The 26,766-nt window shown below is 60.4% G+C and carries 26 protein-coding genes and 4 pseudogenes; 9 read left to right on the top strand and 21 right to left on the bottom strand.

Features of this window, described 5'->3' with window-relative positions:
• Window positions 1-200: 200 nt before the first annotated feature.
• The 3 genes from ACZ1HM_RS12900 to ACZ1HM_RS12890 form a co-directional block, all read right to left on the bottom strand.
• The gene (locus tag ACZ1HM_RS12900; RefSeq protein ID WP_472744617.1) at window positions 201-938 is read right to left on the bottom strand and encodes a glycosyltransferase family 2 protein; all 738 of its coding nucleotides are present in this window, start codon (window positions 936-938) and stop codon (window positions 201-203) included.
• Entirely contained in the window at window positions 938-2,545 is a 1,608-nt protein-coding gene (locus ACZ1HM_RS12895) for a peptide chain release factor 3 (protein ID WP_472743123.1), read from the bottom strand. Before ACZ1HM_RS12895 ends, ACZ1HM_RS12900 begins: the two co-directional genes overlap by 1 nt.
• A gap of 114 nt (window positions 2,546-2,659) precedes the next feature.
• On the bottom strand, window positions 2,660-3,664 hold the full coding sequence (locus ACZ1HM_RS12890) for a Hint domain-containing protein (protein WP_472743122.1): 1,005 nt from the start codon (window positions 3,662-3,664) through the stop codon (window positions 2,660-2,662).
• A gap of 175 nt (window positions 3,665-3,839) precedes the next feature.
• Between ACZ1HM_RS12890 and ACZ1HM_RS12885 the strand changes: the two genes are divergently transcribed.
• The 5 genes from ACZ1HM_RS12885 (at window position 3,840) to ACZ1HM_RS12865 (ending at window position 7,927) form a co-directional block, all read left to right on the top strand.
• On the top strand, window positions 3,840-4,619 hold the full coding sequence (locus tag ACZ1HM_RS12885) for an SDR family oxidoreductase (protein ID WP_472743121.1): 780 nt from the start codon (window positions 3,840-3,842) through the stop codon (window positions 4,617-4,619).
• A gap of 52 nt (window positions 4,620-4,671) precedes the next feature.
• Window positions 4,672-5,757, top strand: a complete 1,086-nt coding sequence (locus tag ACZ1HM_RS12880) for a DNA alkylation repair protein (RefSeq protein ID WP_472743120.1) — start codon at window positions 4,672-4,674, stop codon at window positions 5,755-5,757.
• A gap of 77 nt (window positions 5,758-5,834) precedes the next feature.
• On the top strand, window positions 5,835-6,917 hold the full coding sequence (locus ACZ1HM_RS12875; protein WP_472743119.1) for an ABC transporter ATP-binding protein: 1,083 nt from the start codon (window positions 5,835-5,837) through the stop codon (window positions 6,915-6,917).
• 295 nt (window positions 6,918-7,212) lie between these two features.
• Entirely contained in the window at window positions 7,213-7,575 is a 363-nt protein-coding gene (locus ACZ1HM_RS12870; protein WP_472743118.1) for a Lin0512 family protein, read from the top strand.
• The gene (locus tag ACZ1HM_RS12865; RefSeq protein ID WP_472743117.1) at window positions 7,568-7,927 is read left to right on the top strand and encodes a Lin0512 family protein; all 360 of its coding nucleotides are present in this window, start codon (window positions 7,568-7,570) and stop codon (window positions 7,925-7,927) included. The genes ACZ1HM_RS12870 and ACZ1HM_RS12865 overlap by 8 nt, the downstream gene beginning before the upstream one ends.
• Before the next feature lie 125 nt (window positions 7,928-8,052).
• On the opposite strand, the gene ACZ1HM_RS12860 is transcribed toward ACZ1HM_RS12865, so the two are convergent.
• Both ACZ1HM_RS12860 and ACZ1HM_RS12855 read right to left on the bottom strand, forming a co-directional pair.
• Complete coding sequence (locus ACZ1HM_RS12860) at window positions 8,053-8,718, bottom strand: helix-turn-helix transcriptional regulator (RefSeq protein WP_472743116.1); 666 nt, start codon at window positions 8,716-8,718, stop codon at window positions 8,053-8,055.
• Window positions 8,719-8,720: 2 nt separating this feature from the next.
• Window positions 8,721-9,035 carry a hypothetical protein gene (locus tag ACZ1HM_RS12855; protein ID WP_472743115.1) on the bottom strand — a complete coding sequence of 105 codons (315 nt, stop codon included), beginning with the start codon at window positions 9,033-9,035 and terminating at the stop codon, window positions 8,721-8,723.
• A gap of 216 nt (window positions 9,036-9,251) precedes the next feature.
• On the opposite strand from ACZ1HM_RS12855, the gene ACZ1HM_RS12850 reads away from it, so the two are divergent.
• From ACZ1HM_RS12850 to ACZ1HM_RS12835, 4 genes are read left to right on the top strand one after another with little or no spacing between them, the layout of a single operon-like run.
• Window positions 9,252-9,476: a twin-arginine translocase TatA/TatE family subunit gene (locus ACZ1HM_RS12850; protein ID WP_472743114.1), complete on the top strand. Its 225-nt coding sequence runs from the start codon at window positions 9,252-9,254 to the stop codon at window positions 9,474-9,476.
• 3 nt (window positions 9,477-9,479) lie between these two features.
• Window positions 9,480-9,938 (top strand): Sec-independent protein translocase protein TatB, encoded by a 459-nt coding sequence (gene tatB / locus ACZ1HM_RS12845; protein WP_472743113.1) that lies wholly within the window; start codon window positions 9,480-9,482, stop codon window positions 9,936-9,938.
• A gap of 3 nt (window positions 9,939-9,941) precedes the next feature.
• Window positions 9,942-10,871 carry a twin-arginine translocase subunit TatC gene (gene tatC / locus ACZ1HM_RS12840; protein WP_472743112.1) on the top strand — a complete coding sequence of 310 codons (930 nt, stop codon included), beginning with the start codon at window positions 9,942-9,944 and terminating at the stop codon, window positions 10,869-10,871.
• Window positions 10,868-11,710: an ATP-binding protein gene (locus tag ACZ1HM_RS12835; protein ID WP_472743111.1), complete on the top strand. Its 843-nt coding sequence runs from the start codon at window positions 10,868-10,870 to the stop codon at window positions 11,708-11,710. Before tatC ends, ACZ1HM_RS12835 begins: the two co-directional genes overlap by 4 nt.
• 365 nt (window positions 11,711-12,075) lie before the next feature.
• Here the strand turns inward: ACZ1HM_RS12835 and ACZ1HM_RS12830 are convergent.
• From ACZ1HM_RS12830 to ACZ1HM_RS12755, 16 genes and pseudogenes are all read right to left on the bottom strand, one after another.
• Window positions 12,076-13,284, bottom strand: a pseudogene (locus ACZ1HM_RS12830) (peptidoglycan DD-metalloendopeptidase family protein).
• A gap of 61 nt (window positions 13,285-13,345) precedes the next feature.
• Window positions 13,346-14,001, bottom strand: a pseudogene (locus ACZ1HM_RS12825) (protein-L-isoaspartate(D-aspartate) O-methyltransferase).
• Window positions 13,998-14,785 (bottom strand): annotated as a pseudogene (gene surE, locus ACZ1HM_RS12820) (5'/3'-nucleotidase SurE). The pseudogenes ACZ1HM_RS12825 and surE overlap by 4 nt, the downstream one beginning before the upstream one ends.
• 84 nt (window positions 14,786-14,869) lie before the next feature.
• Window positions 14,870-15,505 carry an SDR family NAD(P)-dependent oxidoreductase gene (locus ACZ1HM_RS12815; RefSeq protein ID WP_472743110.1) on the bottom strand — a complete coding sequence of 212 codons (636 nt, stop codon included), beginning with the start codon at window positions 15,503-15,505 and terminating at the stop codon, window positions 14,870-14,872.
• A gap of 42 nt (window positions 15,506-15,547) precedes the next feature.
• Window positions 15,548-15,817: a pilus assembly protein PilZ gene (locus ACZ1HM_RS12810; protein ID WP_472743109.1), complete on the bottom strand. Its 270-nt coding sequence runs from the start codon at window positions 15,815-15,817 to the stop codon at window positions 15,548-15,550.
• Window positions 15,818-15,912: 95 nt separating this feature from the next.
• A complete protein-coding gene (locus ACZ1HM_RS12805; protein ID WP_472743108.1) occupies window positions 15,913-16,347 on the bottom strand; it encodes a hypothetical protein in 435 nt (144 codons plus the stop codon).
• Window positions 16,348-16,380: 33 nt separating this feature from the next.
• A pseudogene (gene purF, locus ACZ1HM_RS12800) lies at window positions 16,381-17,876 on the bottom strand (amidophosphoribosyltransferase).
• 119 nt (window positions 17,877-17,995) lie between these two features.
• Window positions 17,996-19,129: a sensor histidine kinase gene (locus ACZ1HM_RS12795; RefSeq protein ID WP_472743107.1), complete on the bottom strand. Its 1,134-nt coding sequence runs from the start codon at window positions 19,127-19,129 to the stop codon at window positions 17,996-17,998.
• Window positions 19,130-19,196: 67 nt separating this feature from the next.
• A complete protein-coding gene (locus ACZ1HM_RS12790) occupies window positions 19,197-19,751 on the bottom strand; it encodes a CvpA family protein (protein ID WP_472743106.1) in 555 nt (184 codons plus the stop codon).
• A 29-nt stretch (window positions 19,752-19,780) separates the two neighbouring features.
• Window positions 19,781-21,148, bottom strand: a complete 1,368-nt coding sequence (gene radA, locus ACZ1HM_RS12785) for a DNA repair protein RadA (protein WP_472743105.1) — start codon at window positions 21,146-21,148, stop codon at window positions 19,781-19,783.
• Window positions 21,149-21,211: 63 nt separating this feature from the next.
• Complete coding sequence (locus ACZ1HM_RS12780) at window positions 21,212-21,988, bottom strand: DNA repair protein (protein WP_472743104.1); 777 nt, start codon at window positions 21,986-21,988, stop codon at window positions 21,212-21,214.
• Between the two features lie 144 nt (window positions 21,989-22,132).
• Window positions 22,133-22,594 carry a paraquat-inducible protein A gene (locus tag ACZ1HM_RS12775; protein WP_472743103.1) on the bottom strand — a complete coding sequence of 154 codons (462 nt, stop codon included), beginning with the start codon at window positions 22,592-22,594 and terminating at the stop codon, window positions 22,133-22,135.
• On the bottom strand, window positions 22,594-23,625 hold the full coding sequence (gene alr, locus ACZ1HM_RS12770) for an alanine racemase (RefSeq protein WP_472743102.1): 1,032 nt from the start codon (window positions 23,623-23,625) through the stop codon (window positions 22,594-22,596). The genes ACZ1HM_RS12775 and alr overlap by 1 nt, the downstream gene beginning before the upstream one ends.
• Window positions 23,626-23,768: 143 nt before the next feature.
• Window positions 23,769-24,194, bottom strand: a complete 426-nt coding sequence (locus ACZ1HM_RS12765; RefSeq protein WP_472743101.1) for a hypothetical protein — start codon at window positions 24,192-24,194, stop codon at window positions 23,769-23,771.
• Between the two features lie 15 nt (window positions 24,195-24,209).
• Window positions 24,210-25,265: an agmatine deiminase family protein gene (locus tag ACZ1HM_RS12760; protein WP_472743100.1), complete on the bottom strand. Its 1,056-nt coding sequence runs from the start codon at window positions 25,263-25,265 to the stop codon at window positions 24,210-24,212.
• Window positions 25,265-26,761 carry a replicative DNA helicase gene (locus ACZ1HM_RS12755; RefSeq protein WP_472743099.1) on the bottom strand — a complete coding sequence of 499 codons (1,497 nt, stop codon included), beginning with the start codon at window positions 26,759-26,761 and terminating at the stop codon, window positions 25,265-25,267. The genes ACZ1HM_RS12760 and ACZ1HM_RS12755 overlap by 1 nt, the downstream gene beginning before the upstream one ends.
• Between the last annotated feature and the right edge of the window lie 5 nt (window positions 26,762-26,766).

The raw sequence follows: 26,766 nt of genomic DNA, 5'->3' as shown, positions 1-26,766 counted from the left end.
ACCAATCGCAATTTATGGGTGATATCCCGGAAAATGAGCGTTCAATGTGGTATTTAGGCCCAAATTAGCGCGACGCAGGAAACCCAGGGCCGCCAGTCTTTCGCGCAAATCGGGGCTGTCGGCGACCACTTCATCGAAAAAGCGGCGCAATCCCGGCTCACCGTTCTGCGCGTGCAGGTCCGTGAAAAGGGCGTGTAGCGTCACGCCCCCTGGGCTGCGGGTTTGTTGGGCGCAAGCTCATCGCGGTAGGATCCCTTTTGCATGCGAAAGGTGAAGGCGTGCAGCCAGTCTTCCCAAGTTTTGGCGTGACAATGGGCCAGATCGATGCCGTCTGTATCCTCAGGGCCTGTCAACATCTCGCCTGCCTGAAAGCAGTTGTGGATCTGCACCTTGATATCCGGCAGGCCGGTTCTGAGGAACACCTTACCGGCCAGATGGCTCAGAAACCCGCCTTTGATCTTGTCCCCAAAGGTTGGGTAAAGGGCGGCGACCGTTTTGGTGCGGGCCGGGCCATTGGGGATGAACGCCTTGAAATGCGTCCCGTCCCCGGCAAGCTGTTCCATGGGGCGAATGCGCGCCAGCACCTGGTCGGCGGGTAGAGCGGCCAGCACAGCGTTGATGCCTTTGGGGGCCACCAGAAACTCATCCACGTCCATATGGATCAGCCAGTCCACCTCTGATCTACGAGAGTAGGCATGGGTTGCGTTTTGGCTTTGCCGCACCTGGTGCTTTTTGGGGCGTTTGCCCTGCCACCAGCTGTCATCACACAGCACGGGCCGGATTTTCGGGTGCGCCTTGAGGTGGCGGTAGGTCTCAGCGTTCGCATCGTCCAGATAGAGGTAGAGGCGGTGTGCGCCTGCCTCCAGATGATAGGCGGCGAACTGCAGGGTTTCAGCGACAGGGGCCTTGATGGTGGCCGCAAGCCCCCAGCTGGGCATCACACCATCATCTCTTTCGTAGCGGTCAGTTTGACATCCGGGTAGTCGCGTTCAACCCGGTCAATGTCCCACTGCAGGCGGGTCAGATAAACGATGTCGCCGTCATGATCGTGCGCAATGTGCTGTTTGTTGGTATCTGTAAACTTTTCAACGGCTTGCTTGTCACCGCTCACCCAGCGGGCGGAGGTGAACTGTGAGGCTTCAAAGCGCACCGGCAGGCCGTATTCCAGCTCAATCCGGCTGGCCAGCACCTCAAACTGCAACTGGCCCACAACACCCACGACAAAGCCCGACCCGATGGAGGGTTTAAAGACTTTGGCGGCACCTTCCTCGGCAAATTGCATCAGCGCTTTTTCCAGATGCTTGGCCTTCAACGGATCGCCCGCGCGCACCCCTTGCAGCAGTTCTGGTGCGAATGAAGGGATACCGGTGACGCGCAGCGCCTCGCCTTCGGTCAGCGTGTCGCCGATGCGCAATTGGCCGTGGTTGGGAATGCCGATGATGTCTCCGGCCCAAGCCTCTTCCGCCAGCTCCCGGTCGGAGGCGAGGAACATCACCGGGTTGCTGATCGCCATTGGCTTTTTCGTACGCACATGGGTCATCTTCATGCCGCGCGTGAAATGACCCGAGGCCAGGCGGACAAAAGCCACACGGTCGCGGTGTTTAGGATCCATGTTGGCCTGGACCTTGAAAACAAAGCCCGCAACCTTCTTTTCCTCAGGCAGGATTTGGCGGGGTTGGGCGGTTTGGATCTGAGGCTCAGGCCCATAGTTGGCGATACCGTCCATCAGTTCCTTGACCCCGAAAGAGTTAATGGCAGAGCCAAACCAGATCGGGGTGAGTGAGCCTTCGGCCATCAATTCGGCATCCAGCGGTGGGAGCAATTCACGCACCATTTCAAGGTCTTCGCGCAGTTTGCTCAACAGGTTTTCTGGCACGTGTTCGGCCAGCTTTGGATCGTCCAACCCGTTAATTTCGATGCTTTCGGCCACCTTGTTGCGGTCTGCGCGGTCCATCAGCTCAAGCCGGTCGCGCAGGATGTCGTAGCACCCGATGAAATCGCGCCCGATCCCGATGGGCCAACTGGCCGGGGTGACGTCAATGGCCAGGTTTTCCTGAATCTCATCAATGATCTCAAAGACATCCCGGCTTTCGCGGTCCATCTTGTTACAGAAGGTCAGGATCGGCAGATCGCGCATCCGGCAGACCTCAAACAGCTTTTGGGTCTGGCTTTCCACCCCTTTGGCGCCGTCAATGACCATCACGGCCGCGTCCACCGCCGTGAGCGTGCGGTAGGTGTCCTCCGAGAAGTCTGAGTGGCCGGGGGTGTCCACAAGGTTGAACCGGAACTCTCTGAAATCAAACGACATTGCAGAGGCGGAGACAGAGATGCCGCGGTCTTTTTCCATCGCCATAAAATCAGACCGGGTGCGGCGGGCTTCGCCCTTGGCGCGCACTTGGCCCGCCATCTGGATCGCCCCGCCAAAGAGCAGGAATTTTTCCGTCAGTGTGGTTTTGCCAGCATCCGGGTGGCTGATGATCGCAAAGGTGCGCCGCCGCGCAATCTCGGGCGGGAGTTCTGGGCGATTTGTGTTATTGTCCAGCATGTTGCGGGGCGATCCTAAGTCAATGAAACCTCAGATCCAGCGCACTTTCAGAGCGGATCTGTTGGCGGATACACATACCTGACTGATCGGCTGAGGCAAGCCATTGCGCACGCCTTAGGCGCGTGCGCCAAAGGCTGCGGCTTGCAATTTGGTGATGGCGTCTGCGGCGGGCAGGTGATGACGGTCCAGCACCCGGCCCAAGCCGCCGGGGCGTTCTGTCCAGACGTGGTGCAGGGCTTGGGGCAGGATGGGCTGCGTTCGGGTGTCCAGGCGCGTGGTTTCGGCCCCGATGCCCTGGGCAAAGACGATCTGTTGGCGGTCAAACGCCAGCTGCACGTAATCGGCAAAGCCCCCCGTGGCCTGGGTCACCGTGGTTCCATTGACCAGATCGCGGGCGGCGATCAGCACCTCGGCCTGGCCTGCGCCGATGTGATCGGTGCGTTGGTAGACAAACAACCGGTGCGCGGCACTGACCGTCAAAGGCGCGCTGTTGTTGAGCGCGCCTGTGGCGATGGTCACAGGGGCCAGCGGCCCCGTGGCGCGCAGGGTGTCACGCGACACCCAGCACAGCGGTTGCACGCCGTCATCCCGCGTCAGCAACCGGTCGCCGGCGCGCAGGTTTTCCACAGGGGCCTGCGCGCCGGAGCCCAGCGTGATCAACGTACCTTTGTGAAAGAACGCCGCACCGTGCTGTGCCACCCGGCGGCGGGCGGTTTTACGGTCAATGCGCATCAGTTGGTATTCCGTGCGCGGCTTCAAGGGGGTGAGCGGGCTGGCAAGCACCTCATCCACATAGCCTTGCGCATCAAGTGCGACCAACACCATGATGTCTGCCGCAGGCCCTGTGGGCGACATAAAGCTAAGGATGCTGTCCAACACCAGAGGTGCAGAGGGGCCCATGCCTGCGCGTTCAAAATGCCCATCCGGGCGGCAGGACAGTTGCATGTCTTGCTGGGTGGCATCGGGTGTCAGGGCATAGATATCATCCAGCGTCAGCTCCGTGGCAAAGGAAAGCCCGTCGCCTTCGTTGGCCCCCCGGATCACCCGAAACTGAGCGGACGGCAGGATCGGCACCTGCAAGGTGCTATGGGCGAGGGGCGGTTGCGTTTTGGAAGCCATGCAAAACTACACCGCAGTTGTTTTAAGATTTGCCTAAAGGGGCCAGGATGGGTGTTCCAATGCTTGCTGTCTTTGGCTTCACCTCATGCATGGGCGCAATAAGGCCCGGCTGCTTTCGATTAACCTTGGCCTCAAAGTGCATTACCTCTGGGGCAAAGAGGAAAGGAATCATGCCATGGATTTAGGGATTGCTGGGAAAAAGGCGCTTGTTTGTGCGTCCTCCAAAGGGTTGGGGCTGGGCTGTGCTGAGGCGCTGGCGGAGGCTGGCGTGCATCTGGTTATGAACGCGCGGGGGGCGGATGCGCTGCAGGCCGCTGCGGACCGGCTGCGCACCACCTACGGGGTTGAGATTACGACCGTTGCCGCAGATGTCGCCACGCAAGAAGGGCAGGCGGCTGTTATCACCGCTGCTGAGGACGTGGATATTCTGGTCAACAACGCAGGCGGCCCACCTCCGGGCATGTGGCACGACTGGGACCGCGAAGATTTCATCAAGGCGCTGGATGCCAACATGTTGGCCCCGATCGCGCTGATCAAAGCGCTGGTGCCCGGCATGATGGAGCGCGGCTGGGGCCGGGTGGTGAACATCACCTCGCAATCTGTGCGCGCGCCCATCGGCGTCTTGGGCCTGTCCAATTCAGCCCGTACGGGCCTGACGGGCTATGTGGCAGGCACGTCGCGTCAGGTGGCGGGCAAGGGGGTGACGATCAACAACCTTTTGCCAGGCATTCACGCCACGGACCGCGCGGATGCGCTGGACGGGGGTGTTGTGGCGGCGCGGAACATCTCTCTTGATGAGGCCCGCGCTGAGCGCGCAGCGACAATCCCGGCAGGGCGGTACGGCACCAAAGAAGAGTTCGGGCAGGCCTGCGCCTTTCTTTGTTCGCAACATGCGGGTTTTATCGTGGGCCAAAGCATCCTGCTGGATGGTGGTGCGACGAACCTGACGATGTAGAGGCGCGCGGGCGGCATGGCGGAGAAATTCTCGCTCAAAGATCATCTGTTTCATGCTGGCACCGTGGGTCAATTGGCCCAAACCTTTGCCCAGTGCGGTGCCCGGCTTTGACGCGGACCGCTTTACGGACGAAGCACTGGCGGGATTTCCCACGCGTGAGCTGATGGCCCGGCTGGACTGGATGGCCGATTGCCTGGAAGGGCAGTTGGCCCACGATTTCCCGACGATGGCCGATCAGCTGACCGCCGCATTGCCCCCGCGGCTGGATCCGACCCTGAAAGACGATGACTTTGGTCACTTTATCAACGCCTTGCCGGGTATTCTTGCGGTTCGCCACGGCCTAGAGCAGCACCGCGACCGGGCGCTTGATCTGCTTTATGAGGCGACGCAGCGGTTCTCAATGGAGTTCTACATCCGCGCCTTTCTCAACCGGTGGCCAGAAGAAACGCTGGCCCGGCTGGCGCTTTGGGCGGCCGATGACAATTACCACGTGCGCCGCCTGGTCAGTGAAGGCACCCGGCCGAAGCTGCCTTGGGCCAAGGCGGTCACGCTCAGCACCGCGCAGCGTCTGCCCTTTTTGAACCGGTTGCACGCAGATCCTACGCGTTTTGTTACCCGGTCTGTGGCCAATCACCTCAACGACATTGCCAAAACGGAACCTGATGTTGTGATCGGCCTGCTGCAAGACTGGGCAAAGGCAGGCCGGCAAAGCCCAAAAGAGCTTGCCTGGATGACGCGCCACGCGCTGCGCACCCTGGTCAAGGATGGGCATCCGGACGCATTGGCACTCTTGGGTTACCGCATGGATGTCAAGGTGACCGGCACGCTGGATCTGGGCCGCGCGGCGTTCCACATCGGTGAGAAAATCCCCGTCAGCTGCCTGCTGGAGGCACAGAGCGATCTGCCGGTGATGGTGGATTACAGGCTGACCTTTGCGCGGCCCAGTGGCGTGCCTGCGGACAAGGTCTTTAAGCTCAAGATGGCTCAGATCAAAGCGGGCACGCCGCTGCGGCTTAGCAAACAGCATTTCCTCAAAGGCGACGCCACCACCTTCACGCTGCATCCAGGGCCGCATAAGATCACCTTGCAGGTGAATGGCCTGGATGTCGCATGGGCGGCATTTGAGCTTTTGGCCTGAGGGGTTGCGTCATTCCCCCGCTTGCAGGGACGCGGCCTGGCTGATAGCTGCAGCCTGAGCAAAACCATCGGATATTCATGCAGACCGTCACGCCGCGATTGGAAATCAAGAACCTGCGACGCTCCTTTGACGGGCGCGCGGTGGTGGATGGCGTTTCACTGCGCATCATGCCGGGGCAGGTGACCTGTCTTTTGGGGCCGTCTGGATGTGGCAAGTCCACCACCTTGCGGATGATCGCAGGTGTGGAAATGCAAGACAGCGGTGAGATCTATGTCGATGGCAAGCTGATCTGTGACACAGTGACCCGCGTGCCGCCGGAACGACGTGAGATCGGGCTGATGTTTCAGGATTTCGCGCTGTTTCCGCATCTGTCGGTGGCCGACAACGTGGGCTACGGCCTGAAAGGCAGCCGCGCCAGCAAACGTGCGCGTGTCGAAGAGCTGTTGGACCGGGTTGATTTGCGGCGCTTCATTGATGGCTATCCCCATCAGCTGTCGGGGGGCGAACAGCAGCGCGTGGCGCTTGCCCGCGCGGTGGCCCCAAAGCCCCGCATCATGCTGATGGATGAGCCGTTCTCGGGCCTCGACAACCGGCTGCGTGACGGCATCCGCGATGAAACCCTCAGCATCCTGAAAGAAGAAGACACCGCCGTTCTGCTGGTCACCCATGAGCCGGAAGAGGCGATGCGGATGGCCGATGAAATCGCGCTGATGCGCGACGGCAAGATCGTGCAACAAGGCGCGCCCTATAACGTCTATACCCGCCCGCATGACCGCGACGCTGTTGCCTTTTTCTCAGATGCCAATGTGATTGCAGCGACGGTGCAGGGCGCGCTGGCCCAAACCGCCTTTGGTCAGTTCCTGGCCCCCGGCATGCCGGATGGTACAGCCGTGCAGATTGTCTTTCGCCCCCAACATGTGCGGATCGACTTTGACAGGGGCGGCAAAGGCCCCAATCCCACCACCAAAGACGGTACCGCCGCCCGCGCGGTGGTCAAACGCGCGCGGTTCATGGGATCCGAAAGCCTGGTGGAGTTTGTGATGGATCATGACGGCTCTGTCCTCAGAGCCACCGTGCCCAATGTCTTCTTGCCGCAGCCGGGTGCTGTGATGTGGTTGACCATTCCGCGCGACCGCTGCTTTGTTTTTGCGCAGTCTTAGGATCAGGACCCACTAATTTCGCACCACTGGCGTCAAAACCGCGAAGTTTCAGTGGTTTGAGACATGTCCGCGACGAACGGGTTCATTGCAAATGGCTCATGCCGCTGAAAGGAAGCGGTTTTGACGTCCTTCGGATTTGACGGATTTTCCCCGTGAGCTGTGTTACATCTGCTTGAAATTCAACTAGAGTTCCTGCGCAGCTGTGCCTTGTCACGAGAAAAATCTGTCAAACCAGTGGCGCTAAATTAGTGGGTCCTGACCCTAACAACGAACTTAATAACGAAGGAGCATAGGGATGGCTGAACCGCTTTTGGTCGAATTTGGCATGGGGTCCTCGCTCCGGCGGGGGGATTACACCCAAGCTGCGGAACGCGCGGTGCGCGACGCGCTGTGGCACAATTCGATCAACCTGGCTGAGCTTTTCGGTTTTGATAAGACCGACATGCAAATCACCCTCGACGTGGGCGTGCAGCAGCCCGATGCCGTTGACGTTGAGGCGCTGAAGGCTGTCTTTCCCTACGGCAATGTGACGGTCAAACTGCATAAGGGCGGGCTCGACGTGCCGCGCCCCGCGGGACAAGAGGGCGCAGGCCACCCCACGGTGATGGCAAACGTCGCCCTCTCCGTTGGCTTTGACATGGAGCGGAAAGATGACTGATCAGATGCACCGCGTGATCATCGAAATGGGCATGGGCAACGATCTGCACGGCATGGATTACACCAAAGCCGCCGCCCGCGCGATCGAAGACGCCCTGCGCCATTCCTCGCTGCCGCTCTTTGGCGTCACAGGCCTCAACCACGCTGAGATGCAGGTGCAGGTCACCGTGGCCGTGCAGGACCCGGGCGCGATCGACATCGCAGCACTTGAGGCCAAACTGCCGCGCGGCAAAGCCACCGTGACCGCCGTCATGGGCGGTCTCAACGTCCCCGCAGGCGACGAAACCATCGTGATCGCCCAAGCCAGTGTTGAGGCGTTCTTGCCCAAGCAATCCGGCTGGCGCCTGCGCTGAGCGCTTCATCTTTCCCTTATAATTCTGGGGAGGCGGCCTTTCAGGCCGACGGGGCAAAGCCCCCATAAGAAATCCCTCAGCCCCTGGGGCTGAGGGCCTCAGCGGTCCGCCCCACATACCACCGCTCACGGCACATAATCGGCCAACCGCTTGCCCGGCTCTTCGACGAAAAGATCCGGCAATGCCTCTGCCGTCTCAATCAAATCCAGCCGGAACACGCGAAAGCCTGCGCGCAGCTCGCACCAGGCGGTCAGCGTCCAGACCCGCCCCCAATATTCCATGTGCAAAGGTCGGATCACCCGCCCCGTCACCGCACCTTCGCGTGAGGTATAGGTTAGCCGCACCTTTTGGCGCGCTTTGATCGCAGAGCGCAGCAGCGGCATATGTGTCAGGTTGCGGGTCGGATCGGCAAAGGGATAGACCGCGAATTTCCACGCCTCAGCCTCGGCAATGGTCTGGGCGGGCAGCACCGCGTCGATCTTGTCGGCCAGGGTCTCAGCCGCCGCTTTAAGGGTGTCATCGGCGGCTTGACCGACAATGGCCAGCCCCAGGTTCAGCGCCTCAAGCTCTGAGACGCTCAGGGTGAGCGGCGGCAGGCTGATCGCTTCGGTGATCATATAGCCCACGCCGCGTTCCCCTTCGACCGGCACGCCAGAGGCCATCAAGGTTTCCATGTCGCGATAGATCGTGCGGGTGGACACCTCCAGCCGCGCGGCAATGTCCTGCGCGCGGTGCAATTTGCCGTCGCGCAGGATTTGGATGATGTCAAAAAGCCGGTCTGTGCGGCGCACGTCTACTCCTGTTGGTAATGGATCTGGGCATGGCGCATCTTGACGCCGTTGGGGTCTATCATCTGCATCATGGGCGCGGCGTCTGGATCGACCATGATCTGCTCTGCCGCCGCTTTGGCGGCCTGCTGGCTGGTCCAGATGATATGATCGGTCCAGGTGCCGTTCTCATCGGCTGAAAGCGTGCGGGCCAGCATCTGGCCCGTGGCGCGCAGTTTCGGCTCCAACGCGCGGGCATGGGCCACAAAGGTGGCCGCATCTGCGCCTGGGATCAGGCGAAAGGTGACGATTTCGGCAACGGTGGTATCGGTCTGTGACATGATGAACTCCTTTGGTCATGTGTGGGACCGACATAGAGGGGTCCAACTGACATAAACCTGTCAGTTGAGTGCGGCAAGGGCTGATCTGGTTACATTTTTCCGCGCGGGACGGGCCAATTTTGCCGCTCCGCGCTTTGATGCGTCCGCAGCAATGCCTAAACCAAAGACTGAAAGAGGGGCCGCGCATCGGCCTTGTAACCTATTTGGGAGTTTATCATGGGACTGGGAAATATCGGACTGCCGGGCATTCTGCTGATTGCCATTGTTGTGTTGGTGCTGTTTGGGCGCGGAAAAATTTCAAGCCTGATGGGCGAAGTGGGCAAGGGCATCACCAGCTTTAAGCGCGGCATCAACGAAGGCGACAAAGAGATTTCTGAGCAGGCCGACGTTGTTGAGGCCGAAGTGGTCGCCGAGGCTGACAAGCCAAAAGACAAGGCGTAAGTCATGTTCGATCTCGGCTGGGCCGAGCTTTTGGTGATTGGCATTGTGGCGCTCATTGTGGTGGGCCCCAAGGATTTGCCTGTGCTGTTTCGGCGTGTCGGTCAGTTTGTGGGCAAGGCGCGCGGCATGGCGCGTGAGTTCAGCTCTGCCATGAACGATGCCGCAGATCAGTCGGGCATGCGCGAGATGTCGTCTTCGATCAATTCATCGCTCAAAGCGGCCACCAACCCTGTGGGCACGGCGATGGACAGTGTGAAATCGGCGGCAAGCTCATTGGCGGATGTCGATCCTGACAGCGAGACGGGCAAACTGGCCGCAAAGCGCGCTGAGGATGCCGCCAAGATCCAGGCAGCAACCGCCCGGGCGCAGGCTGAACGCAAGCAACGCGAAGCGGCTGAGGCGATGGCCAAGGCAGACGAGCTTGAGGCCAAAGTGCCCACGCCTGCCGCGAAAAAAGAGTAAAGTATGAGCGCTCAAGACGACACTGACGAAATTGATGCCTCCTCTGCGCCGCTGATTGAGCATCTGGCAGAGCTGCGCACGCGACTGATCCGCTCAGTGCTGGCGCTGTTTGTGACCATTTCGTTCTTTTTCATCCCGATCAACGGGGATTTCATTGCAGAGCATGTGATGAATTTCTTGCTGAACCCGGTGGTGCAGACCCTGCGCAGTCTGGGCGATGAAAACCCCGCGCTGCAGTTCACCAGCCCGCAAGAATACCTGTTCACGCTCTTCCGCGTGTCGATGGTGGGCGGCTTTGCGCTGGCGTTTCCGATCATCGGCTATCAGATGTGGCGCTTTGTGGCGCCGGGGCTCTACCGCAATGAAAAGAACGCGTTCCTGCCTTTCCTGATCGCCTCACCGGTGATGTTTTTGCTGGGCGCCAGCTTTGCCCAGTTTGTGGTCACCCCACTGGCGATGAGCTTTTTGTTGGGGTTTGCGGATGCGTCTTCTGTTGTGACCAACCTGCTGTCCACTGCGACAGGGGGGACGGTTGAGGCGGTTGAGGCGAGCTCAGGCCCCACGATTACCTTTTTCGGCAAGGTGAATGAGAGCCTCGATATCTCGCTCAAGTTCATCATGGCCTTTGGTCTTTGCTTTCAGCTGCCGGTTTTGCTGACGTTGATGGGCAAGGCGGGGCTGGTTTCATCCGAAGGTCTGAGCAACGTTCGCAAATATGCCATGGTGGGCATCCTGGTGCTGGCCGCTTTGGTAACGCCGCCCGATGTGATCACCCAGCTGATTCTCTTTGTGGTGGTCTACGGCCTTTATGAGATTTCGATCCAACTGGTGAAGCGGGTTGAGAACAAGCGCGAAGCGCAGCTGCGGGCCGAAGGCTATTACGATGACGACGATCTGATGGACGATCATGAGCCGGAAGGTGACGCCAAGTGATCGACGATCCCATGGACCGCATCGCGGCGGCGCTGGAGCGGATGGCTCCGGCGCCGCTGAGCGCCCCTGACTTTGATGCGGCTGCGGCCTTTGTCTGGCACACCGAGCCTGACCGGCTGGAGCCTGTGGCCGAGGTGAGCCGGGTCGATCTTGCCCTGCTTTTGGGCGTGGAACGCGCGCGCGATACGCTGTTGCAAAACACCCGCCAATTCGCAGCAGGGTTGCCTGCCAATAACGCGCTTCTTTGGGGTGCGCGGGGCATGGGAAAATCAAGCCTGGTCAAGGCGATACATGCTGATGTGCAAGCGTCACATGAGGCGCTGAAGATCGTTGAATTGCAGCGCGAAGACCTGCCAACCGTGGGCCGGTTGCTGAACCTGCTGCGCGGCGCACCGCAGCGGTTTATCCTGTTCTGCGACGACCTGAGTTTTGGCCATGACGATGCGCATTACAAATCCCTCAAGGCCGTGCTGGATGGCGGGATTGAGGGGCGGCCTGAGAATGTCGTGCTTTACGCCACATCCAACCGTCGTCATCTGATGCCCCGCGACATGATCGAAAATGAGCGTGGTTCTGCGATCAACCCAGCAGAGGCGGTGGAAGAGAAAGTGTCTCTGTCGGACCGGTTTGGGCTGTGGCTGGGCTTTCACGCCTGTGATCAGGACCAATATCTGGCGATGATCCAAGGCTATTGTGATGCCCATGGGGTGCAGATTGACCCGGATACGCTGCGGGCTGAGGCGGTGGAATGGCAGGCCACGCGCGGCTCACGGTCGGGCCGGGTGGCGTGGCAGTATTTCGTTGATCTGGCAGGGCGCAAGGGCGTTGCACTGCGCTGACGTGAAACCGCCACCCCGGGGAGGACAGGATGGCGGCTTTGCCTTTGGAGGGCTGCCTGCGCGTGCGCGCGGCGATGTTACGCAGCCTTGGCGGTGCCGGACAAATGGCACTACTTGAACCCTCGGTACCTTGCTTTTGTCCCCAGAGCGGTGGGGAGCGTCCGTTATAACCGTATAGGTTGCGTTGGGATTGTTTCTAGACTGGAAACATGGCCAAAGAATGGCGAATTGTGACCATTTTGTGGCCAAACCCTTTGGGGCGGGCACAACAGGACTGCTGCCGCGCGATGCGCGTAAGGTTTCCCAGTTTAAATGAACAATTTCAAAGGGTTGTGTGCTGTGCTCGGCGTGCCCGCTGAAATGCTTTAGTCGAGGAATGGGGCGGGATCGACGGAATCAAAACCTTGGCGGACTTCAAAATGCACGTAATTGTCGCCACCGCCGCGCAGTTTCGCGATTGCCTGCCCACGCGAGACACTGTCACCCTTGGCCACTGAAACGTCGGTGACATTGGCGTAGACGGTCAGCAGGTTATCGGCGTGGCGCACCACGACGATGGGAATGCCATCAGCGCTTTTGGTGATGGCGGCCACGGTGCCCCCATCGGCAACTTTGACGGCCGTGCCAGCGGGCGCCTTGATGTTGATTCCTTCGTTGCGGCCCTTGGCGTAGCCGCGGATGATGGTGCCGTCCACCGGGGTGACCAACTTTGCCGCGGGCGCAGGTTTGGTCGTCTCACCCACATCTGCGACAGGCTCAGTTGCTTCGGGGGCCGGGGCAGGTGCCTCATCCTCGGGCAGCGGCGTGGCGGCTGAGGGGGTGTGGGCGTGGGCGATCCGGTGCCCGGCAGGCTGGGTTCAGCGGTCGCCGCGGGCGTGGTCTCAGGCTGGGGTGGCAATTGCTTGGCCACGGGAATGAGCAGGAACTGACCCTCCCGCACCGCAAAGTCCGCGCCAAGCCCGTTCCATTCAGCCAGCGCTTTGACCGGCACGTTATAAAGGCGGGCCACGGTATAGGCGGTCTCTCCGCGTTCGATCTTGTGGCGGATCGGCTCTGTCCCGGTTTGCACCGAGGATGCAGCGCTGGCGGGCGGCAAGGAGGCGGTTTCAACCCCAGGCGTGGCAGGCGCGCGGTCAATGGCGTTGCCAGCAAGTGAGGTGATATCAACAGGCTGGATCGGGCCAGTGCCCGCAGCCCCCGTTGCCGGTGAGGGTTCGGCCACCCGGCTGGGCAGGGCGATCACCTCATCCTTGCGTAGTGGCACGTCAGGGTCGATGCCGTTGAAACGCGCCAGCGTATCGGCATCAAGGCCCAGTGCGCGCGGCCACATCGACCAGCGTGTCACCCCGGCGGGCCACAGCGACCTGGTAGTTGGGATAGGAAATCACACCGCGGTTGTCGGGACGGGGCCGATTAGCCAGGGGGCCGGTTGCGGCCTCTGCCGTGCTGAACCCGCCGCCGATGCCGCGCAGATCAAAGTCCAGCGGTCGATCGCCGCACGCGGCCAGCGCCAGCGCGCTTGTGCCAACCAAAACCCCAACCCGCATGCGGGTCTTCAGGAAAGAATGATGCATCTGCCAATCCTCATCGCCATATATCCCATGTGATCCGGGATTTGCGCGTGAGCTTACAGCATTAACCGTCCTTGCCCAAGCCCTCGAGCAACGGAACAAAGCGGACTGAGCGTAATTCGTCGTATTCCAGTGCCCTCAGGCGTCTTGCGGACCCGGATCAGGTGTTGCACCGCGTCCGATTGGCCCACGGGCAGCACCATGATGCCGCCTTCTTTGAGCTGCGCCAGCAGCGGGCCGGGGGTCTTCGGCGGCGGCGGTGACGATGATGCGGTCAAAGGGAGCCTGATCGGGCAAGCCGTGGCTGCCATCGGCGGTCAGGGTCGTGATGTTGACCAACCCCATGTCGTCAAAGACGCCCCGCGCCTCAAGCACCAGACGGCGGTGACGGTCGATGGTGTAGACGCGGCGGGCCAGTTTCGACAGGATCGCAGCCTGATAACCAGAGCCTGTGCCGATCTCGAGCACCTTGTCGCGGGGGCTGACCTCAAGCGCTTGGGTCATCAAGCCCACGACAGAAGGCTGGCTGATGGCCTGGCCGCAGGCAATCGGTAGGGGCATGTCTTCGTAGGCACGTTCGGCGAAAAGACCGCGAATGAAGGGGCCACGGTCCACCGCCTCCATCGCGCCCAGTACACGCGCGTCCGTCACCCCCTTGGAGCGCAGCGCATAGAGAAACTGCATTTTGCGCTCTGCATCTGAAGGGGGCTCTGCGCTCATGTGTTGATCCCAGAAAGGGGGCCCATCATGTCATGGGCCGTCAGATCCGCGCGCATGGGCGTGACAGAAATATAGCCCTCAAGATTGACCGCCGCGTCTGAGCCGGGGCCTGCGGGCACCTGCTGATCGCCGCCCTTGATCCAGTGCAAAGCGCCGGCCTGAGGGGGCGATGTGCGGTTCAGTGCCGAACACCACACCGGGGCGTCTGCCTTGGGTGGCCAGTGCGGATGCCTGCGACATCTGCCGCGGGCTTGGGCGGGAAGTTGACGTTATAAAACAGTGGATAGTCCGCGGGCTCATTCGGAGTGGCATCCAGAATGCGGCGGCAGACATCCGCGCCATGGGTGGCCGCCGCTTCAAACGGGTCGGCCAGATCGCGGTTCGCGGGGCCATAGTATTGAGACAAGGCAATCGCCGGATACCCCTGAAGTGCGGCCTCCATCGCGCCGCCGATGGTGCCGGAATACAGCGTGTTCTCAGCTGAATTGTTGCCCCGGTTCACACCTGAGAGCACCAGATCGGGCGCGTTGCCCGCCATCACGTCATGCACGGCAATCAGCACACAATCCGCAGGTGAGCCTTCGGCGGCAAAGCGGCGCGGGCCCAGTTGGCTCATCATTGTGGGATGCACGTAGTTGATGCAATGGCCCACACCTGATTGTTCAAACGCGGGGGCCACGACCCAAACCTCGCCATCTGGACCGGCAAGCTCAGCTGCGATCCCCTCAAGCACCTTCAGGCCGGGTGCGGCGATACCGTCGTCGTTTGTAATGAGAATGCGCATGCGTTTCTGCCCCTTTTGGCCTTGATAGGTGAGGGGGCGCAGACGGGCAAGCGTGGGCTGGTTAAGGCCGGTGTGCGGCCCGGTTCAGAGTTGCGCCAAAACCGCAGCCGCTTCGGCGTGGCGGTCGGCAAGCGTGTCTTTGTCTTCGCCAGGAAAGAACTTGGCCCGCGTGGCTGTTGGCATCGGCTTGGGTGTCAGAATATGCACCTTTGGCCCGATTTTCGCGGTCTCATTCTGCCAGCTGCGCGCCAGCGCAATCTGCGCGGCTTTGGTGGCACCGTAGCTGCCAAAGAACTGTTCGCCCGCGCGCGGGTCTTCGAAAAAGACAGCCGTGCCATCGGTGCCCAGTAAGGGGCTGACATAGGAAATCAGCGTTGCGGTCGCCGCCACATTGCACGCCATGGAGCGGGTCATATCCTTGGTGTCGATATGATCCACCGGCGACAGGGGCACCGCATGGACGGCTGTGTGCAGCCAAAGATCCAGCGCGCCCCAGCGGTCATGAATACCCCGGCAGAGGACAGCCATGGCATCAGCATTGGTGATGTCCATCGGGGCCAGCGTTGCCGCACCGCCCTTGGACTGGATCCGGTCGTCCAGTTCTTCCAGCGCGCCGGTGGTGCGAGCCACGGCGATGATGTGATGCGTCTCAGCCAAGGCTTCGGCAAGGGCAGCGCCCAGCCCCCGCGAGGCTCCGGTGATCAAAGCAGTTTTTGTCATGCTGCGGATGTGCCTTGCTGGTGGGGCGGGGTCAAGGGCCGGTCAGGACTTTGGCATGCTCAGCGCTTTTGTCGCACCGCCTTTGGCCAAAAGCACGCGGTCAGTGTCGATGGCCGCTACCGTTCTGTTGGCCACACGGTCCCCGGTGGTGACGCGGTGGGTTTCTCCGTCGGGGGTGCGGATGAGTGCCGCGCGGCTGTCTTGCGGGCCAAAGACGCCCAAAAGCGCCAGACGCGGTAGCCTAGCTTGTTGGGTGGCAAGGTCTGCGACGTGGTTTGGTGTGGGATCGTGAAGGGGGTGAAATGCGGTCATTGGGATGCTCTGCCAAGGCCCTTTGCGGGCGTTTGGCGCTGCGGTATCAGGCGATTTTACCAAGCAAAAGGTGCGCTATGCACCGTTAGCAGGGTTCAGCCGATTGACCCTGCGGCAGGTTTCTTGCGGTGATAAGTAAAGGTCATTTCCGCGAGGTGCGCCAAGGCCTGTTGGGGCAAATCCGTGCTGAGGGAAATGCCGATCTGGCGACGTCCATCGTTGTGCGGCAAGCCGGGATAGAGCGTCTGCATCCGCGCGGCCAGATCGGTTTTGCAGTCTACAAAGAGCGCCAGCTTATCCGGGTTTTGCTCAGACCAAGACATCCGCAGGGTGGAGCCGGTGCGCGGGCGTTTGGGCCGCCATGCCGGTTGCCCCCATTTCAACGCCTCGTCCAGCTGGCCAACGTCGGTTTCTGAGGCGATCTGGTGAAACAGCGTCCGGCACTGCCACAGCCCTTGCTGCGCAGGCTCAGGCCAGTGGCTGATGTGGTCCAAAAGCGGGGCAGGTGCGTGATCCATGCTGCTGAGCATAGCAGGGATCTCGTGACAGAATGTGTCAGCAGATCACTCAGCGGCGGGTTTCATCTCAAAACCCTGTTCCATCTGGTCTGCTGGAATGACCGGGTATTCCCCTGAGAAACAGGCATCGCAATACTGCGGGCACGCGGCGTTGCGCCCCTCAGCCTCGCCAACCGCGCGGTAAAGGCCATCCAGAGAGATGAACTTGAGGCTGTCCACGGCCAGATGATCGCGCATCTCATCCTCAGACATGGTGGCGGCCAGCAGCTTTTCGCGCTGTGGCGTGTCGACCCCGTAAAAACACGGCCACGCCGTGGGCGGGGAGGCGATGCGGAAGTGGACCTCTTTCGCGCCAGCATCCAGGATCATCTCTTTGATCTTGCGGCTGGTGGTGCCGCGCACAACGCTGTCGTCGACCAGAATGACCCGTTTGTCCTTGATCAAGGCGCGGTTCACGTTGAGCTTCAGGCGCACGCCCATGTTACGGATCTGCTCTGTCGGCTCAATAAAGGTGCGGCCCATGTATTGGTTGCGGATGATGCCCATCGCGTAAGGAATGCCGCTTTGCAGGCTAAAGCCGATGGCCGCGGGCGTGCCGGAATCGGGCACCGGGCACACCAGATCGGCCTCCACCGGGCTTTCCTTGGCCAATTCGCGGCCAATGTTTTCGCGGGTTTCATAAACGGAGCGTCCGCCCAGGATACTGTCGGGACGCGAGAAATAGACATGCTCAAAGATGCAAAAGCGCGGGGTCTGCCGGCGGAAGGGGAAGTGGGATTCCATGCCCTGCGGTGTGATAACCACCATTTCGCCCGGTTCGATTTCGCGCACGAACTCAGCGCCGATGATATCAAGCGCGCATGTCTCAGAGCTAAGCGCCCAGCCATCGCCCACCTTACCCAGCACCAGGGGGCGCACGCCCAGCGGATCGCGCACACCGATCAGTTTGGTGCGGGTCATCGCAACAACGGAAAACGCCCCTTCGACGCGGCGCAGCGCGTCTTCCATCCGCTCAGGGATGTTGCGCTGAAGCGAGCGAGCCATCAGGTGGATGATGCATTCGCTGTCAGAGGAGGATTGGAAGATGCTGCCGCGTTCAATCAATTCGCGCCGCAGTGCATTGGCGTTTGTGATGTTCCCGTTATGGGCAATCGCGGCACCGCCCATGGCAAATTCGCCAAAGAAGGGCTGCACGTCGCGGATGGCTGTCTGGCCTTTGATCCGGCCGTGGAGTAGCGCACGTGGCCGATGGCCAGCTCACCCGGCAGATGTTTCATCACCCCTTGGGAGGTAAAGTTATCACGGACATAGCCGAAGCGGCGGGCAGACTGAAACCCGGCTTCTTTGTCGTGGCTGACAATGCCGCCTGCTTCTTGGCCTCTGTGTTGCAGGGCGTGTAGGCCGAGGGCGACAAAATTCGCGGCATCGGTCACGCCGATCACGCCAAAGACGCCGCATTCTTCTTTGAGTTTGTCGCCATCATCTGCATCACGCAGGTAGGAGGCATCAAATGGATGGGCGGGCGGAAGGATTTTGGACAACGGGGCAGCTCCGAATCCGGCTAGCGTTGCCGGAGTATGTAGGGCGCATCGCCCGGTCTGTCACCCCGCTGTAACGTTGAAGCTGGTTGTTTCTGCAATCTGTGCCCGCAAACCCACCATCAGGCAGAGTGGCGGGGCCGTTCATCGTAGCCTTGGGCACCTTCATTGGTCTGCGCCAGGCTTGCGGGCAACAGTTGATCCGGCCCGATCATTTCACCAGGCAGGGAAAAGCGGACAACCGCGCCACCGCCGTTGGGGCGGTTGCGGGCTTCTAAGGTGCCGCCACGGCTGGAGATCAGCCGTTTGACCCCAAACAGCCCATATCCGCTGTCGGCGCGAAAGGCCGCGCCGTTGATGACTTTCAACGCGCCGTCAGAAAACCCGCTGCCGTCGTCAGACAGGGTCACTTCCAGCATGCCGGGCAGGCCAGAGGTTGCTGTGATTTCCATTTTTAAGGCAGGTTTGCCGCCATGCTTGATGGCGTTTTCCATCAGGTTGCGCAGGGATATTTGCACCGCACTTCGGTCCGCCTTGATCGCGGATAGCGATGTTTTGATCTGGTGGGTGCCTTGGGGATCAAGCGTGGTGGAGATGGTGTGGCAAAGGGCGGGAAAGCTGAAAACAGATTCGCGTTTGACCGATGCCACCGCCTGCGCATGGCTGAGGACATCTGCGATAAGGTCCATGGATTTGGCCGCCACGTTGTCAATCAGGTTGAGAACGTTCAGCGGTGAGGCGGGGACATCTTCGCCCAATTCCTCACGCAGGATATCGGCCAAAAGCGCGATGTTGCGCAGCGGCGCGCGCAGATCATGCGCGGCAAAGGCCACAAATTCCTCCATCTCAGAGGACATGGTGTCAAATTCTGCACGCGCGTCGCGGGCGTGACGTTCATCGGTGACGTCGATGCTGCTGCCAAATAGGTGAGAGATGCGGCCTTGGGCATCTTTGACGGGTTTCAGCGTGACCCGCAGGCTGCGCAATGTGCCATTCAGCGGCAGATCCAGATCATAGGTGCAGGTCTGGCCCGTCATGATCGTTTCGCAGTGGCGCGCATAGGCCGCACGGCCATAGGACGACGGATAGACATCCAGCGCGCTGCGGCCCAGATAGTCAGAGGCGGGACGATCCGCCACCGCCCGCGCGTGGGCGTTCACGGCCACATATGTTGGCTTTCCATCCGCCCCAACCTCTAGCACAAAGATAGATGCGGATATGTGATCGAAGCAGTCGTAGTTCGATGCAGGTGTCATTTGGTGCCCCATTTGTTGGGGAAACCAATATGCAATCTCAGTTAATTTTGCCTTAAGATCGTAAAGATCACTGGCCGCAGGCGCTGACCAATGCCTCATAGCGTGATGTGATCCATCCCAGCGCGGCCTCAGGGTTCTGATCCTCAATTTGTGAGGTAAAACGCGAGAAGACCACAGCAGAGCGGCTTTCATCCACGATGGTGAATTGCTGCCCGGTCATAACCGTTTGGTAGACGAAAAACGCGATGGCAACCAACAGGATGCCGCGCGCCACGCCAAACACAAACCCAAGCCCCTGATCCAATCCACCCAGCACCGAGCGTTGGACCAGTGTTGAAAAGAGCGGGGTGAAAAGGGACACAACGATCAGCGCCAGAGCAAAGACCAGGGCAAAAGCACCGATCAGCGACAGCTCACAGCTATCGGCCAGGAAATCGCCGATCACGGGGATCTCTCGCACCAGTGGTTCAACCTGCGGCGCGAACAGGAAGGCCAGCACAGCGGCGGCGATCCAGCCCACGATGGCCATCGCCTCGCGGACAAGCCCGCGGCCGTAGGCCAGCAGGGCGGACAGCACGATGACCAACGCCACCACCCCGTCAACGATTGTAAAACCTTCCATCACTGCCTGCCTTTTTGCCTGCCGGCGCGTTACCCTGCGCCAAATACTTCACCCACAAAGCCTGTCAGATCGCTCATCGTGTTGAGCGTCATGCCGTTTGCTTCAATTGCTTTCCCACCTCGCGGCGCAATCGCGCTGGTAAAACCAAGTTTTTGGGCTTCTTTCAACCTATTTTCCGTCTGAGAGGCGGGGCGCAGCGCGCCAGAGAGGCTGATTTCACCGAAAACGACGGTCTCAGCGGGCAGCGCACTATCTTCGCGTGCACTCAGCAGTGCAGCTGCCACCGCAAGGTCAGCGGCGGGTTCGGACACTTTCATCCCGCCCGCAACGTTGAGATAGACATCAAGCCCTGCAAAGGGGATGCCGCAGCGCGCTTCGAGCACCGCAAGGATCATGGCAAGACGGCCCGAATCCCATCCCACAACAGTGCGCCGGGCCTGCGAATGAGGCGAGGGGGCGACAAGCGCCTGCAGTTCCACCAGCACCGGGCGTGTGCCCTCAATACCTGCAAAGACCACTGAGCCTGCCGCAGGCTGGCCGCGTTCTGATAGGAACAGCGCCGACGGATTGATGACCTCTGACAGGCCCCGACCCGTCATTTCAAACACCCCGATCTCATCTGCGGGGCCAAAACGGTTTTTCACACTGCGCAGGATGCGGAACTGGTGGCCGCGTTCGCCTTCGAAATAAAGAACCGTATCGACCATGTGCTCAACCACGCGCGGCCCGGCGATCTGACCTTCTTTGGTGACGTGGCCCACAAGGATCACGCTGACGCCGCGGCGTTTGGCAAAGCTGGTCAATTCATGGGCTGCGGCGCGCACCTGGCTTACCGATCCCGGTGCGCTTTCGACGTTGTCGGCCCACATGGTCTGAATGGAATCGATGATGGCAAGCTGCGGTTTTTCCGCCTCTAACGTTGTTAGAATATCGCGCAGGTTGGTTTCTGCGGCCAATTGCACGGGCGCATCGGCCAGGCCCAAGCGTTGGGCGCGCATCCTCACCTGGGCTGACGCCTCTTCCCCGCTGACATAGATGGTTTTGAGGCCCGCCTTGGCGAAATGGGCTGCGGCTTGCAACAATAGGGTGGATTTGCCGATGCCGGGATCGCCGCCCACCAGAATGGCGGAGGCTGGCACCAGGCCGCCGCCCAGCACGCGGTCAAGCTCGGCAATGCCGGATTGGCTGCGGGGGGGCGGTGCTTCTTCAGTTGAGAGGTCAGACAGGACCAGCGTGGATCCGCGTTTGGCCCCGAGCGATTTGCTGGGCGGGCCTGCTGAGATGCCGGTGTCTTCCTGAATGGTGTTCCACTCACCACAGTTGTCACAGCGGCCGGACCACTTGTTAAAGCGCGCGCCGCAAGCGGAGCAGGCGAATGTCTTGGTTGATTTTGCCATAGCGCGGTTGTGGCCGAGGCAGACAGGCACGTCAAAGGGAAATGCGCCGCCTGGCGTGACGGATTATTCCGCCGCCTTGGTCATTTCGACCACGGTGGCGTCCACGGTGATCATGCGGTCTTCGGGCCAGATGCGGTCAATCTCCAGCTCGGGCATGATTTCTTCCAGCTCAGCCCGCAGACGGCGCAGTTGCACAGCGGCCAGGCTTTCTTCCATCTCAACTTCATGCACCCAGCGCTTGAGCTCATCGACCACGACTTTGGCGGTGTGTAGGCGTTCATGAAAATCGACGACTTCGGCCTGACGCTCTTCCAGCACACGGCGGGCGCGGTCGACTTTTTCATCTGAGTAGATATCGGCGAGTTCGCGGCTGATGTAGCTCATCTGCGCTGCAACCTCCAAAATCGACGGCTCAAGCGAGCTGAGCTCAGGATGGTCGCGCAAATAGATCAAGCGTTCGCGCACGGCATCGAATTCTGAGCTGAGTTGGAAGGTGTCAGCGCGGTCTGCAGCATGCACGGCGGCATAGGCGCGGGTGACATCGTTCATGCCCATGGCAAAAGAGCGATGAGAATCTTCAAGTTGCATGATCCGCCGGTTTGACGGCAGGAAAAAGCACAGGCTCAGCGCAAGGACAGTCAGGCCGATCTGCGCGTACATACCCGCGTTTTCAATTGTGCTGCCCTGATATGAGATGGAAAGTGAGATCCAAGACCATTCGCCTAAGAAGGCCATGATGCAGGATCCCAAGAGGGCCAAGGCGGACACCACAAAGACCGCCAATGCCAAACGCTGCATCAGATACTGAGTAAATTGCGCAACTGCGCGAACCGTTAACACTTAGACCATCCCCCCGGATATGTCGTCATCAGCGAAAATATGCCGAAATTGGGGCGATCCTAGGGGAAAAATCTGGCTTTTTGATCAATGTGGCCGGATTGGGTGGAAAAGCCACAGTTTTGCCCCTTTGTTTCTTGTGTGCGATCAATCCCTTGCAGGCTTGGTGTATTGTTGCGTGAGCCATGAGATCAGAAGCGACAGCAAGATGCAGGCGGTGAACAGATACAGCCCCCAAGCCACCTCAATCCGGCCCACACCGATGCCTTTGGACAGCGTAATGTAAAGCGCGATGAGGAAAATATCGGCCATGGCAAGCTTGCTCAGCAGGTGCAGGGCAGGAAGGGTTTGGGGTTTCAGCAAGCCGAAATGCAAAAGCGCCAGGCCAATGGTTTTCAGATAGGGCGCAAAGAGCGCGAATAGTGTGACCACAAGAGCAAGGAAGATATCCGTGCCCCAAAGAGACTGCAGGCCGGTGAGCACTGAGATTTCGTTCAGCGAAAACAGCGGCAGCAGGCCTGCCCGTAAAAGCGGCGCGTTCCAGGCCACGGGGTAGAGCACCAAAAGCGCCAGGTTCAACGCGATCAATGCCCAATGCGGCCTGCGCATCAGATATAGACCCGATCGTAGCGCCCGCCCAATGAGGTCAGGATTTCATAGCCGATGGTGCCTGCAAAATCTGCGACCGTATCCACAGATTGATGCGATCCCAGCAGTTGCAGGTGGGTCGGCGTGCTGGCGATGGCGCTGACATCGACGGTGATTAGGTCCATGGACACACGCCCGATCACAGGCAGTTTGCGCCCCTCATGGGTGAGGTGAGCCTGCGGCCCCATGGCGCGGATCAGGCCATCTGCATATCCGGCAGCAATGGTGGCCACGCGCGTGGGCGCATTGGCGACAAAGGCGTTGCCGTAGCCCACGCTTTCCCCGGCGGTGACCTCACGAATTTGGATCACAGGGATGTCCAATTGCACCACCGGTGTGGCATCCACAAACGGCAGCCCGCCATAAAGTCCGATGCCCGGACGGGTGAGATCAAAGTGAAAGCTTTGGTCCAGCAGCACGCCGCCTGTGGCCGCCAAAGACAGCGGGGCGTCAACGCCTTGGGTCATCTCAAGAAATGTGTCGCGCTGTTGGGCGTTCATCGCATGTGCAGGTTCATCCGCGCAGGCCAGGTGCGACATGACCATGCGCGGGCCTTGCGCCAGCGCGATGTCGCGCAGTGCGGACCATTCGCCAGGCTCCATGCCCAAACGGTTCATGCCGCTGTCCAGTTGGATGCCAAAGCTGTGGCCGGGCAGGGTTTCGACATGGGTCAGCAGCTGGTCCACTGAGTTGATCAGGGGGATCAGATCTGCGCCCTGAATGCGGTCAGCATCGCCGGCCATATGGCCAGAGAACACGCAAATTTCCGGTCCCGGCCCCAAAACGCGGCGCAGGGCGACGCCTTCTTCGGCCAACGCTACAAAAAAGAGCCGCGCGCCCGCTTGGGCCAGGGCAGGGGCCACTTTGTCGATGCCAAGACCGTAGGCATCCGCCTTGACCGTTGCGGCCGTCTCACAGCTGGTGCGTTTGTCGAGGTTGCGCCAGTTGTTTGCGATGGCGGTCAGGTCGATGGTCAGGGTCGGCGCGCTCATGTGCTGTCCTTGGCTGGGCTTTTGCGCGGGGTCTATCGCGTTTTCAATTTAACCTGCAATAGTGGCTGTCTGGCAAAGCATTGAAATCTTGCGCTGCCCGGTCATTCGCTCGGCCAGGGGTTGCGCATCCCGACGTCAGGCGCTCAGCAGGTCACCGTCTCAGCGCATTGCGCACGCTGGCCCGCGATCAGCGCGGCAACAGGCGACGTGTCGGCGTTCCAGTCGGGGTTTGAACAGAAAAAGTCCTGATGCTGGATCAGATGTGACTGGATCGTGCCTTCCCATTCTGTGCTGACAGAGGTGACCTGTTCCGCGGTATAAAGAAGGTATTCGATATAATAGCTGTATGCGGCGAACTCGGTCGGGCTTTGCTGGAGGGCGCAGTAATCGGGGGCTGCGAATTGTGGTTTGCTGACGGAGAGTGCGACAAATTCCCGGTAGATGTCGCGCGCAGATTGCTCCGCCTGTAAGGCCGCGTTGGCGCGGATTTGCAGCGGCACAGCGATAAGCGCCACCAGCGCGATACAGGCGGTCAACAAGGCCGCAACCGCTTCGATGGCCTTCTGCATGTCGGCTGAGCCAGCTCATCCGGGCATCTGCTGGGTGGCGCAATGGATGCCCCCGCCCAATTCGCCCAGCACATCAACGTTTAGCGTGACAATTTCACGTCCGGGATAGTGACGGGCAAGGGCGTTTTGCGCCATTGCGTCGGTTTCAGGATCGCCAAAGGCCGCGGCGATGATGGCACCGTTACAGGCGTAGTAATTGGCGTATGAAGCAACGAAATCTATGGATTTGACCCGCCGGCGCACAGGCTCCGGGATCACCTCCACCTCAAGGCCTGCCGCCACAAGCGCGTCATGGGTATCTAGTGCTGCCACATGGAAGGGGTCTTGCATGTCTGGATCATCTGGAAGGTTGATCAAGACGCGCCCCGGCCCCGTGAACCGCGCCAGGCTGTCGATGTGATAGTCCGTGATGTCTTCGCCATAAACGCCGGTGGTCCAGATCATCTGCTCGGCCCCGTAAGCGGCCAGAAGCCGCGCTTCCAGCTGCGCCTGGCTTTGACCAGGGTTGCGATTGGGGTTCACCCAAGAGCTTTCGTGCGCCATCAGCAGCCCGTGGCCGTCATGCTCAATCCCGCCCGCTTCGCCCACAACGCCGCTGGGCACCAAGGGCAGGCCCAAGCGTTCGGCCACGCGGGCGGCGACCTGGCTGTCATGGGTGTTGATTTGCTTGTTGCCCCAGCCGTTGAACTGAATGTGGCTGATGACAAGGGCATCGCCCTGATAGGCAAAAAGCGGGCCTGCATCGCGCGCCCAGAGATCCTCGGTGGGGACGTCCCACAGCGTGACCCCATCGCTGAGCAGTTTGCGCGCGCGGGCGTGTTCGGCTTGATCTGCAAGCATGATCACCGGCTCAAAAGCGGCGATGGCGTTTGCCACATCAGCGATGGTCTGCTGCACATCCCGCAGAAAATAGCGGTCGCGATAAACTTTGCGGCTGTTGGGCCACATCATGAAGGTTTGGCTGTGCGCGCCTTCTTCGGGGGGGACATAAAGGGACGTCTGCGCCATCGCGGGCAATCTAGGCGCAAGGGCCAGGGCCGCAGCCCCTTGCAAAACCCTGCGCCTGCGCATCAGAACTCTTGATCGCCATTGGGTTGCTGCCAAGACTTGGCCAGGTTGCCAAAGCGGGTAAAGCGACCCTCAAAGCTCAGATCGACGGTGCCGATGGGGCCGTGGCGCTGCTTGCCAATGATGACCTCCGCGCGGCCATGAAGGCGTTCCATCTCTTCTTGCCACTTTGCCATAGCCTCCAGATCGTGATCGCCGGGTTTTTCGCGTTCCTTGTAGTATTCCTCGCGGAACACGAACATCACCACATCGGCGTCCTGTTCGATGGAGCCGGATTCGCGCAGGTCTGACAGCTGCGGGCGTTTGTCTTCGCGGCTTTCAACCTGACGCGAAAGCTGGGACAGGGCGATGACCGGGATGTCCAATTCCTTGGCGATGGCCTTGAGACCCATGGTGATCTCAGAGATTTCGTTCACCCGGTTTTCTGAGGACCCGGTGCCGCGCACCAGTTGCAGGTAGTCCACGATCAGCACATCCAGCCCATGGGTCCGCTTGAGCCGCCGGGCGCGGGCGGCCAGCTGGCTGATCGGCAGGGCGGGCGTGTCGTCAATGTAGAGCGGGCAGGCCTCAAGCGCCTTGGCGGCATCGACAAAGCGGCGGAACTCAGTCTCTGTCATGTCGCCTGAGCGGATCTGCTGGGACGGGATCTCTGCTGCCTCGGACAGGATACGGGCAGCCAGCTGCTCGGCGCTCATCTCAAGCGAATAAAAACCGACCACGCCGCCGTCTACTGCCCCTTCGTTGCCGTCAGGCAAGGTGCCTTTGCGATAGGCTTTGGCCACGTTGAAGGCGATGTTGGTGGCCAGGGATGTTTTACCCATGGAAGGACGACCCGCCAGGATCAGCAAATCTGAGCGGTGCAGGCCACCCAACTTGCCGTCCATGTCGATGAGGCCGGTGGAGACGCCAGAGAGCCCGCCATCCCGCTGGTAAGCGGCGTTGGCCACATTAACAGCGTCCGTTACTGCCCTGAGAAAGCTTTGAAATCCGCTTTCGACCTGGCCTTGCTCAGCAAGCTTGTAAAGCTGCTGTTCAGCCTCAACAATCTGTTCGCGCGGCTCGGATGAGACATCGACCTGCGCCGCCTTGGCCGAAATATCGCGGCCTAGCTGGATCAGATCCCGGCGGACCGCCAGATCATAGACCATCTGGGCATAGTCACGTGCCGCAAAGGCCGAAATCGCAGCCCCCGCCAGACGCGCAAGATAGGCAGGGCCGCCCAGTTCTTTCAGGCCTTCATCGTCTTCCATGAACGCTTTGAGCGTGACGGGTGAGGCCAGGTTGTTTTTGGCGATGCGGCTTGCGGCAATTTCGAAAATGCGCGCGTGTACCGGATCATAGAAATGCTTGGGACCAATGATCGCGGCGATGCGGTCATAGATGTCATTGTTGGTCAGAATTGCGCCCAGAAGCTGCTGTTCGGCTTCGATGGAATGCGGCATCGTTTCCGGTGCCTGCACTGCAAGAGAGTTCGCGTTCAGTGACGTTATTTCGTTCATTGTTC

The organism is Sulfitobacter sp. GN1-4 (assembly GCF_055693825.1).
This window is presented reverse-complemented; position numbering and strand designations above follow the sequence as displayed.

Excerpts from the sequence above, each read along its gene's own strand:
- ACZ1HM_RS12900 (WP_472744617.1), bottom strand. The coding sequence starts at position 938 with ATGCCCAGCTGGGGGCTTGCGGCCACCATCAAGGCCCCTGTCGCTGAA.
- ACZ1HM_RS12895 (WP_472743123.1), bottom strand. The coding sequence starts at position 2,545 with ATGCTGGACAATAACACAAATCGCCCAGAACTCCCGCCCGAGATTGCG.
- ACZ1HM_RS12890 (WP_472743122.1), bottom strand. The coding sequence starts at position 3,664 with ATGGCTTCCAAAACGCAACCGCCCCTCGCCCATAGCACCTTGCAGGTG.
- ACZ1HM_RS12885 (WP_472743121.1), top strand. The coding sequence starts at position 3,840 with ATGGATTTAGGGATTGCTGGGAAAAAGGCGCTTGTTTGTGCGTCCTCC.
- ACZ1HM_RS12880 (WP_472743120.1), top strand. The coding sequence starts at position 4,672 with ATGCTGGCACCGTGGGTCAATTGGCCCAAACCTTTGCCCAGTGCGGTG.
- ACZ1HM_RS12875 (WP_472743119.1), top strand. The coding sequence starts at position 5,835 with ATGCAGACCGTCACGCCGCGATTGGAAATCAAGAACCTGCGACGCTCC.
- ACZ1HM_RS12870 (WP_472743118.1), top strand. The coding sequence starts at position 7,213 with ATGGCTGAACCGCTTTTGGTCGAATTTGGCATGGGGTCCTCGCTCCGG.
- ACZ1HM_RS12865 (WP_472743117.1), top strand. The coding sequence starts at position 7,568 with ATGACTGATCAGATGCACCGCGTGATCATCGAAATGGGCATGGGCAAC.
- ACZ1HM_RS12855 (WP_472743115.1), bottom strand. The coding sequence starts at position 9,035 with ATGTCACAGACCGATACCACCGTTGCCGAAATCGTCACCTTTCGCCTG.
- ACZ1HM_RS12850 (WP_472743114.1), top strand. The coding sequence starts at position 9,252 with ATGGGACTGGGAAATATCGGACTGCCGGGCATTCTGCTGATTGCCATT.
- tatB (WP_472743113.1), top strand. The coding sequence starts at position 9,480 with ATGTTCGATCTCGGCTGGGCCGAGCTTTTGGTGATTGGCATTGTGGCG.
- tatC (WP_472743112.1), top strand. The coding sequence starts at position 9,942 with ATGAGCGCTCAAGACGACACTGACGAAATTGATGCCTCCTCTGCGCCG.
- ACZ1HM_RS12815 (WP_472743110.1), bottom strand. The coding sequence starts at position 15,505 with ATGACAAAAACTGCTTTGATCACCGGAGCCTCGCGGGGGCTGGGCGCT.
- ACZ1HM_RS12810 (WP_472743109.1), bottom strand. The coding sequence starts at position 15,817 with ATGACCGCATTTCACCCCCTTCACGATCCCACACCAAACCACGTCGCA.
- ACZ1HM_RS12805 (WP_472743108.1), bottom strand. The coding sequence starts at position 16,347 with ATGCTCAGCAGCATGGATCACGCACCTGCCCCGCTTTTGGACCACATC.
- ACZ1HM_RS12795 (WP_472743107.1), bottom strand. The coding sequence starts at position 19,129 with ATGACACCTGCATCGAACTACGACTGCTTCGATCACATATCCGCATCT.
- ACZ1HM_RS12790 (WP_472743106.1), bottom strand. The coding sequence starts at position 19,751 with ATGGAAGGTTTTACAATCGTTGACGGGGTGGTGGCGTTGGTCATCGTG.
- radA (WP_472743105.1), bottom strand. The coding sequence starts at position 21,148 with ATGGCAAAATCAACCAAGACATTCGCCTGCTCCGCTTGCGGCGCGCGC.
- ACZ1HM_RS12775 (WP_472743103.1), bottom strand. The coding sequence starts at position 22,594 with ATGCGCAGGCCGCATTGGGCATTGATCGCGTTGAACCTGGCGCTTTTG.
- alr (WP_472743102.1), bottom strand. The coding sequence starts at position 23,625 with ATGAGCGCGCCGACCCTGACCATCGACCTGACCGCCATCGCAAACAAC.
- ACZ1HM_RS12765 (WP_472743101.1), bottom strand. The coding sequence starts at position 24,194 with ATGCAGAAGGCCATCGAAGCGGTTGCGGCCTTGTTGACCGCCTGTATC.
- ACZ1HM_RS12760 (WP_472743100.1), bottom strand. The coding sequence starts at position 25,265 with ATGCGCAGGCGCAGGGTTTTGCAAGGGGCTGCGGCCCTGGCCCTTGCG.
- ACZ1HM_RS12755 (WP_472743099.1), bottom strand. The coding sequence starts at position 26,761 with ATGAACGAAATAACGTCACTGAACGCGAACTCTCTTGCAGTGCAGGCA.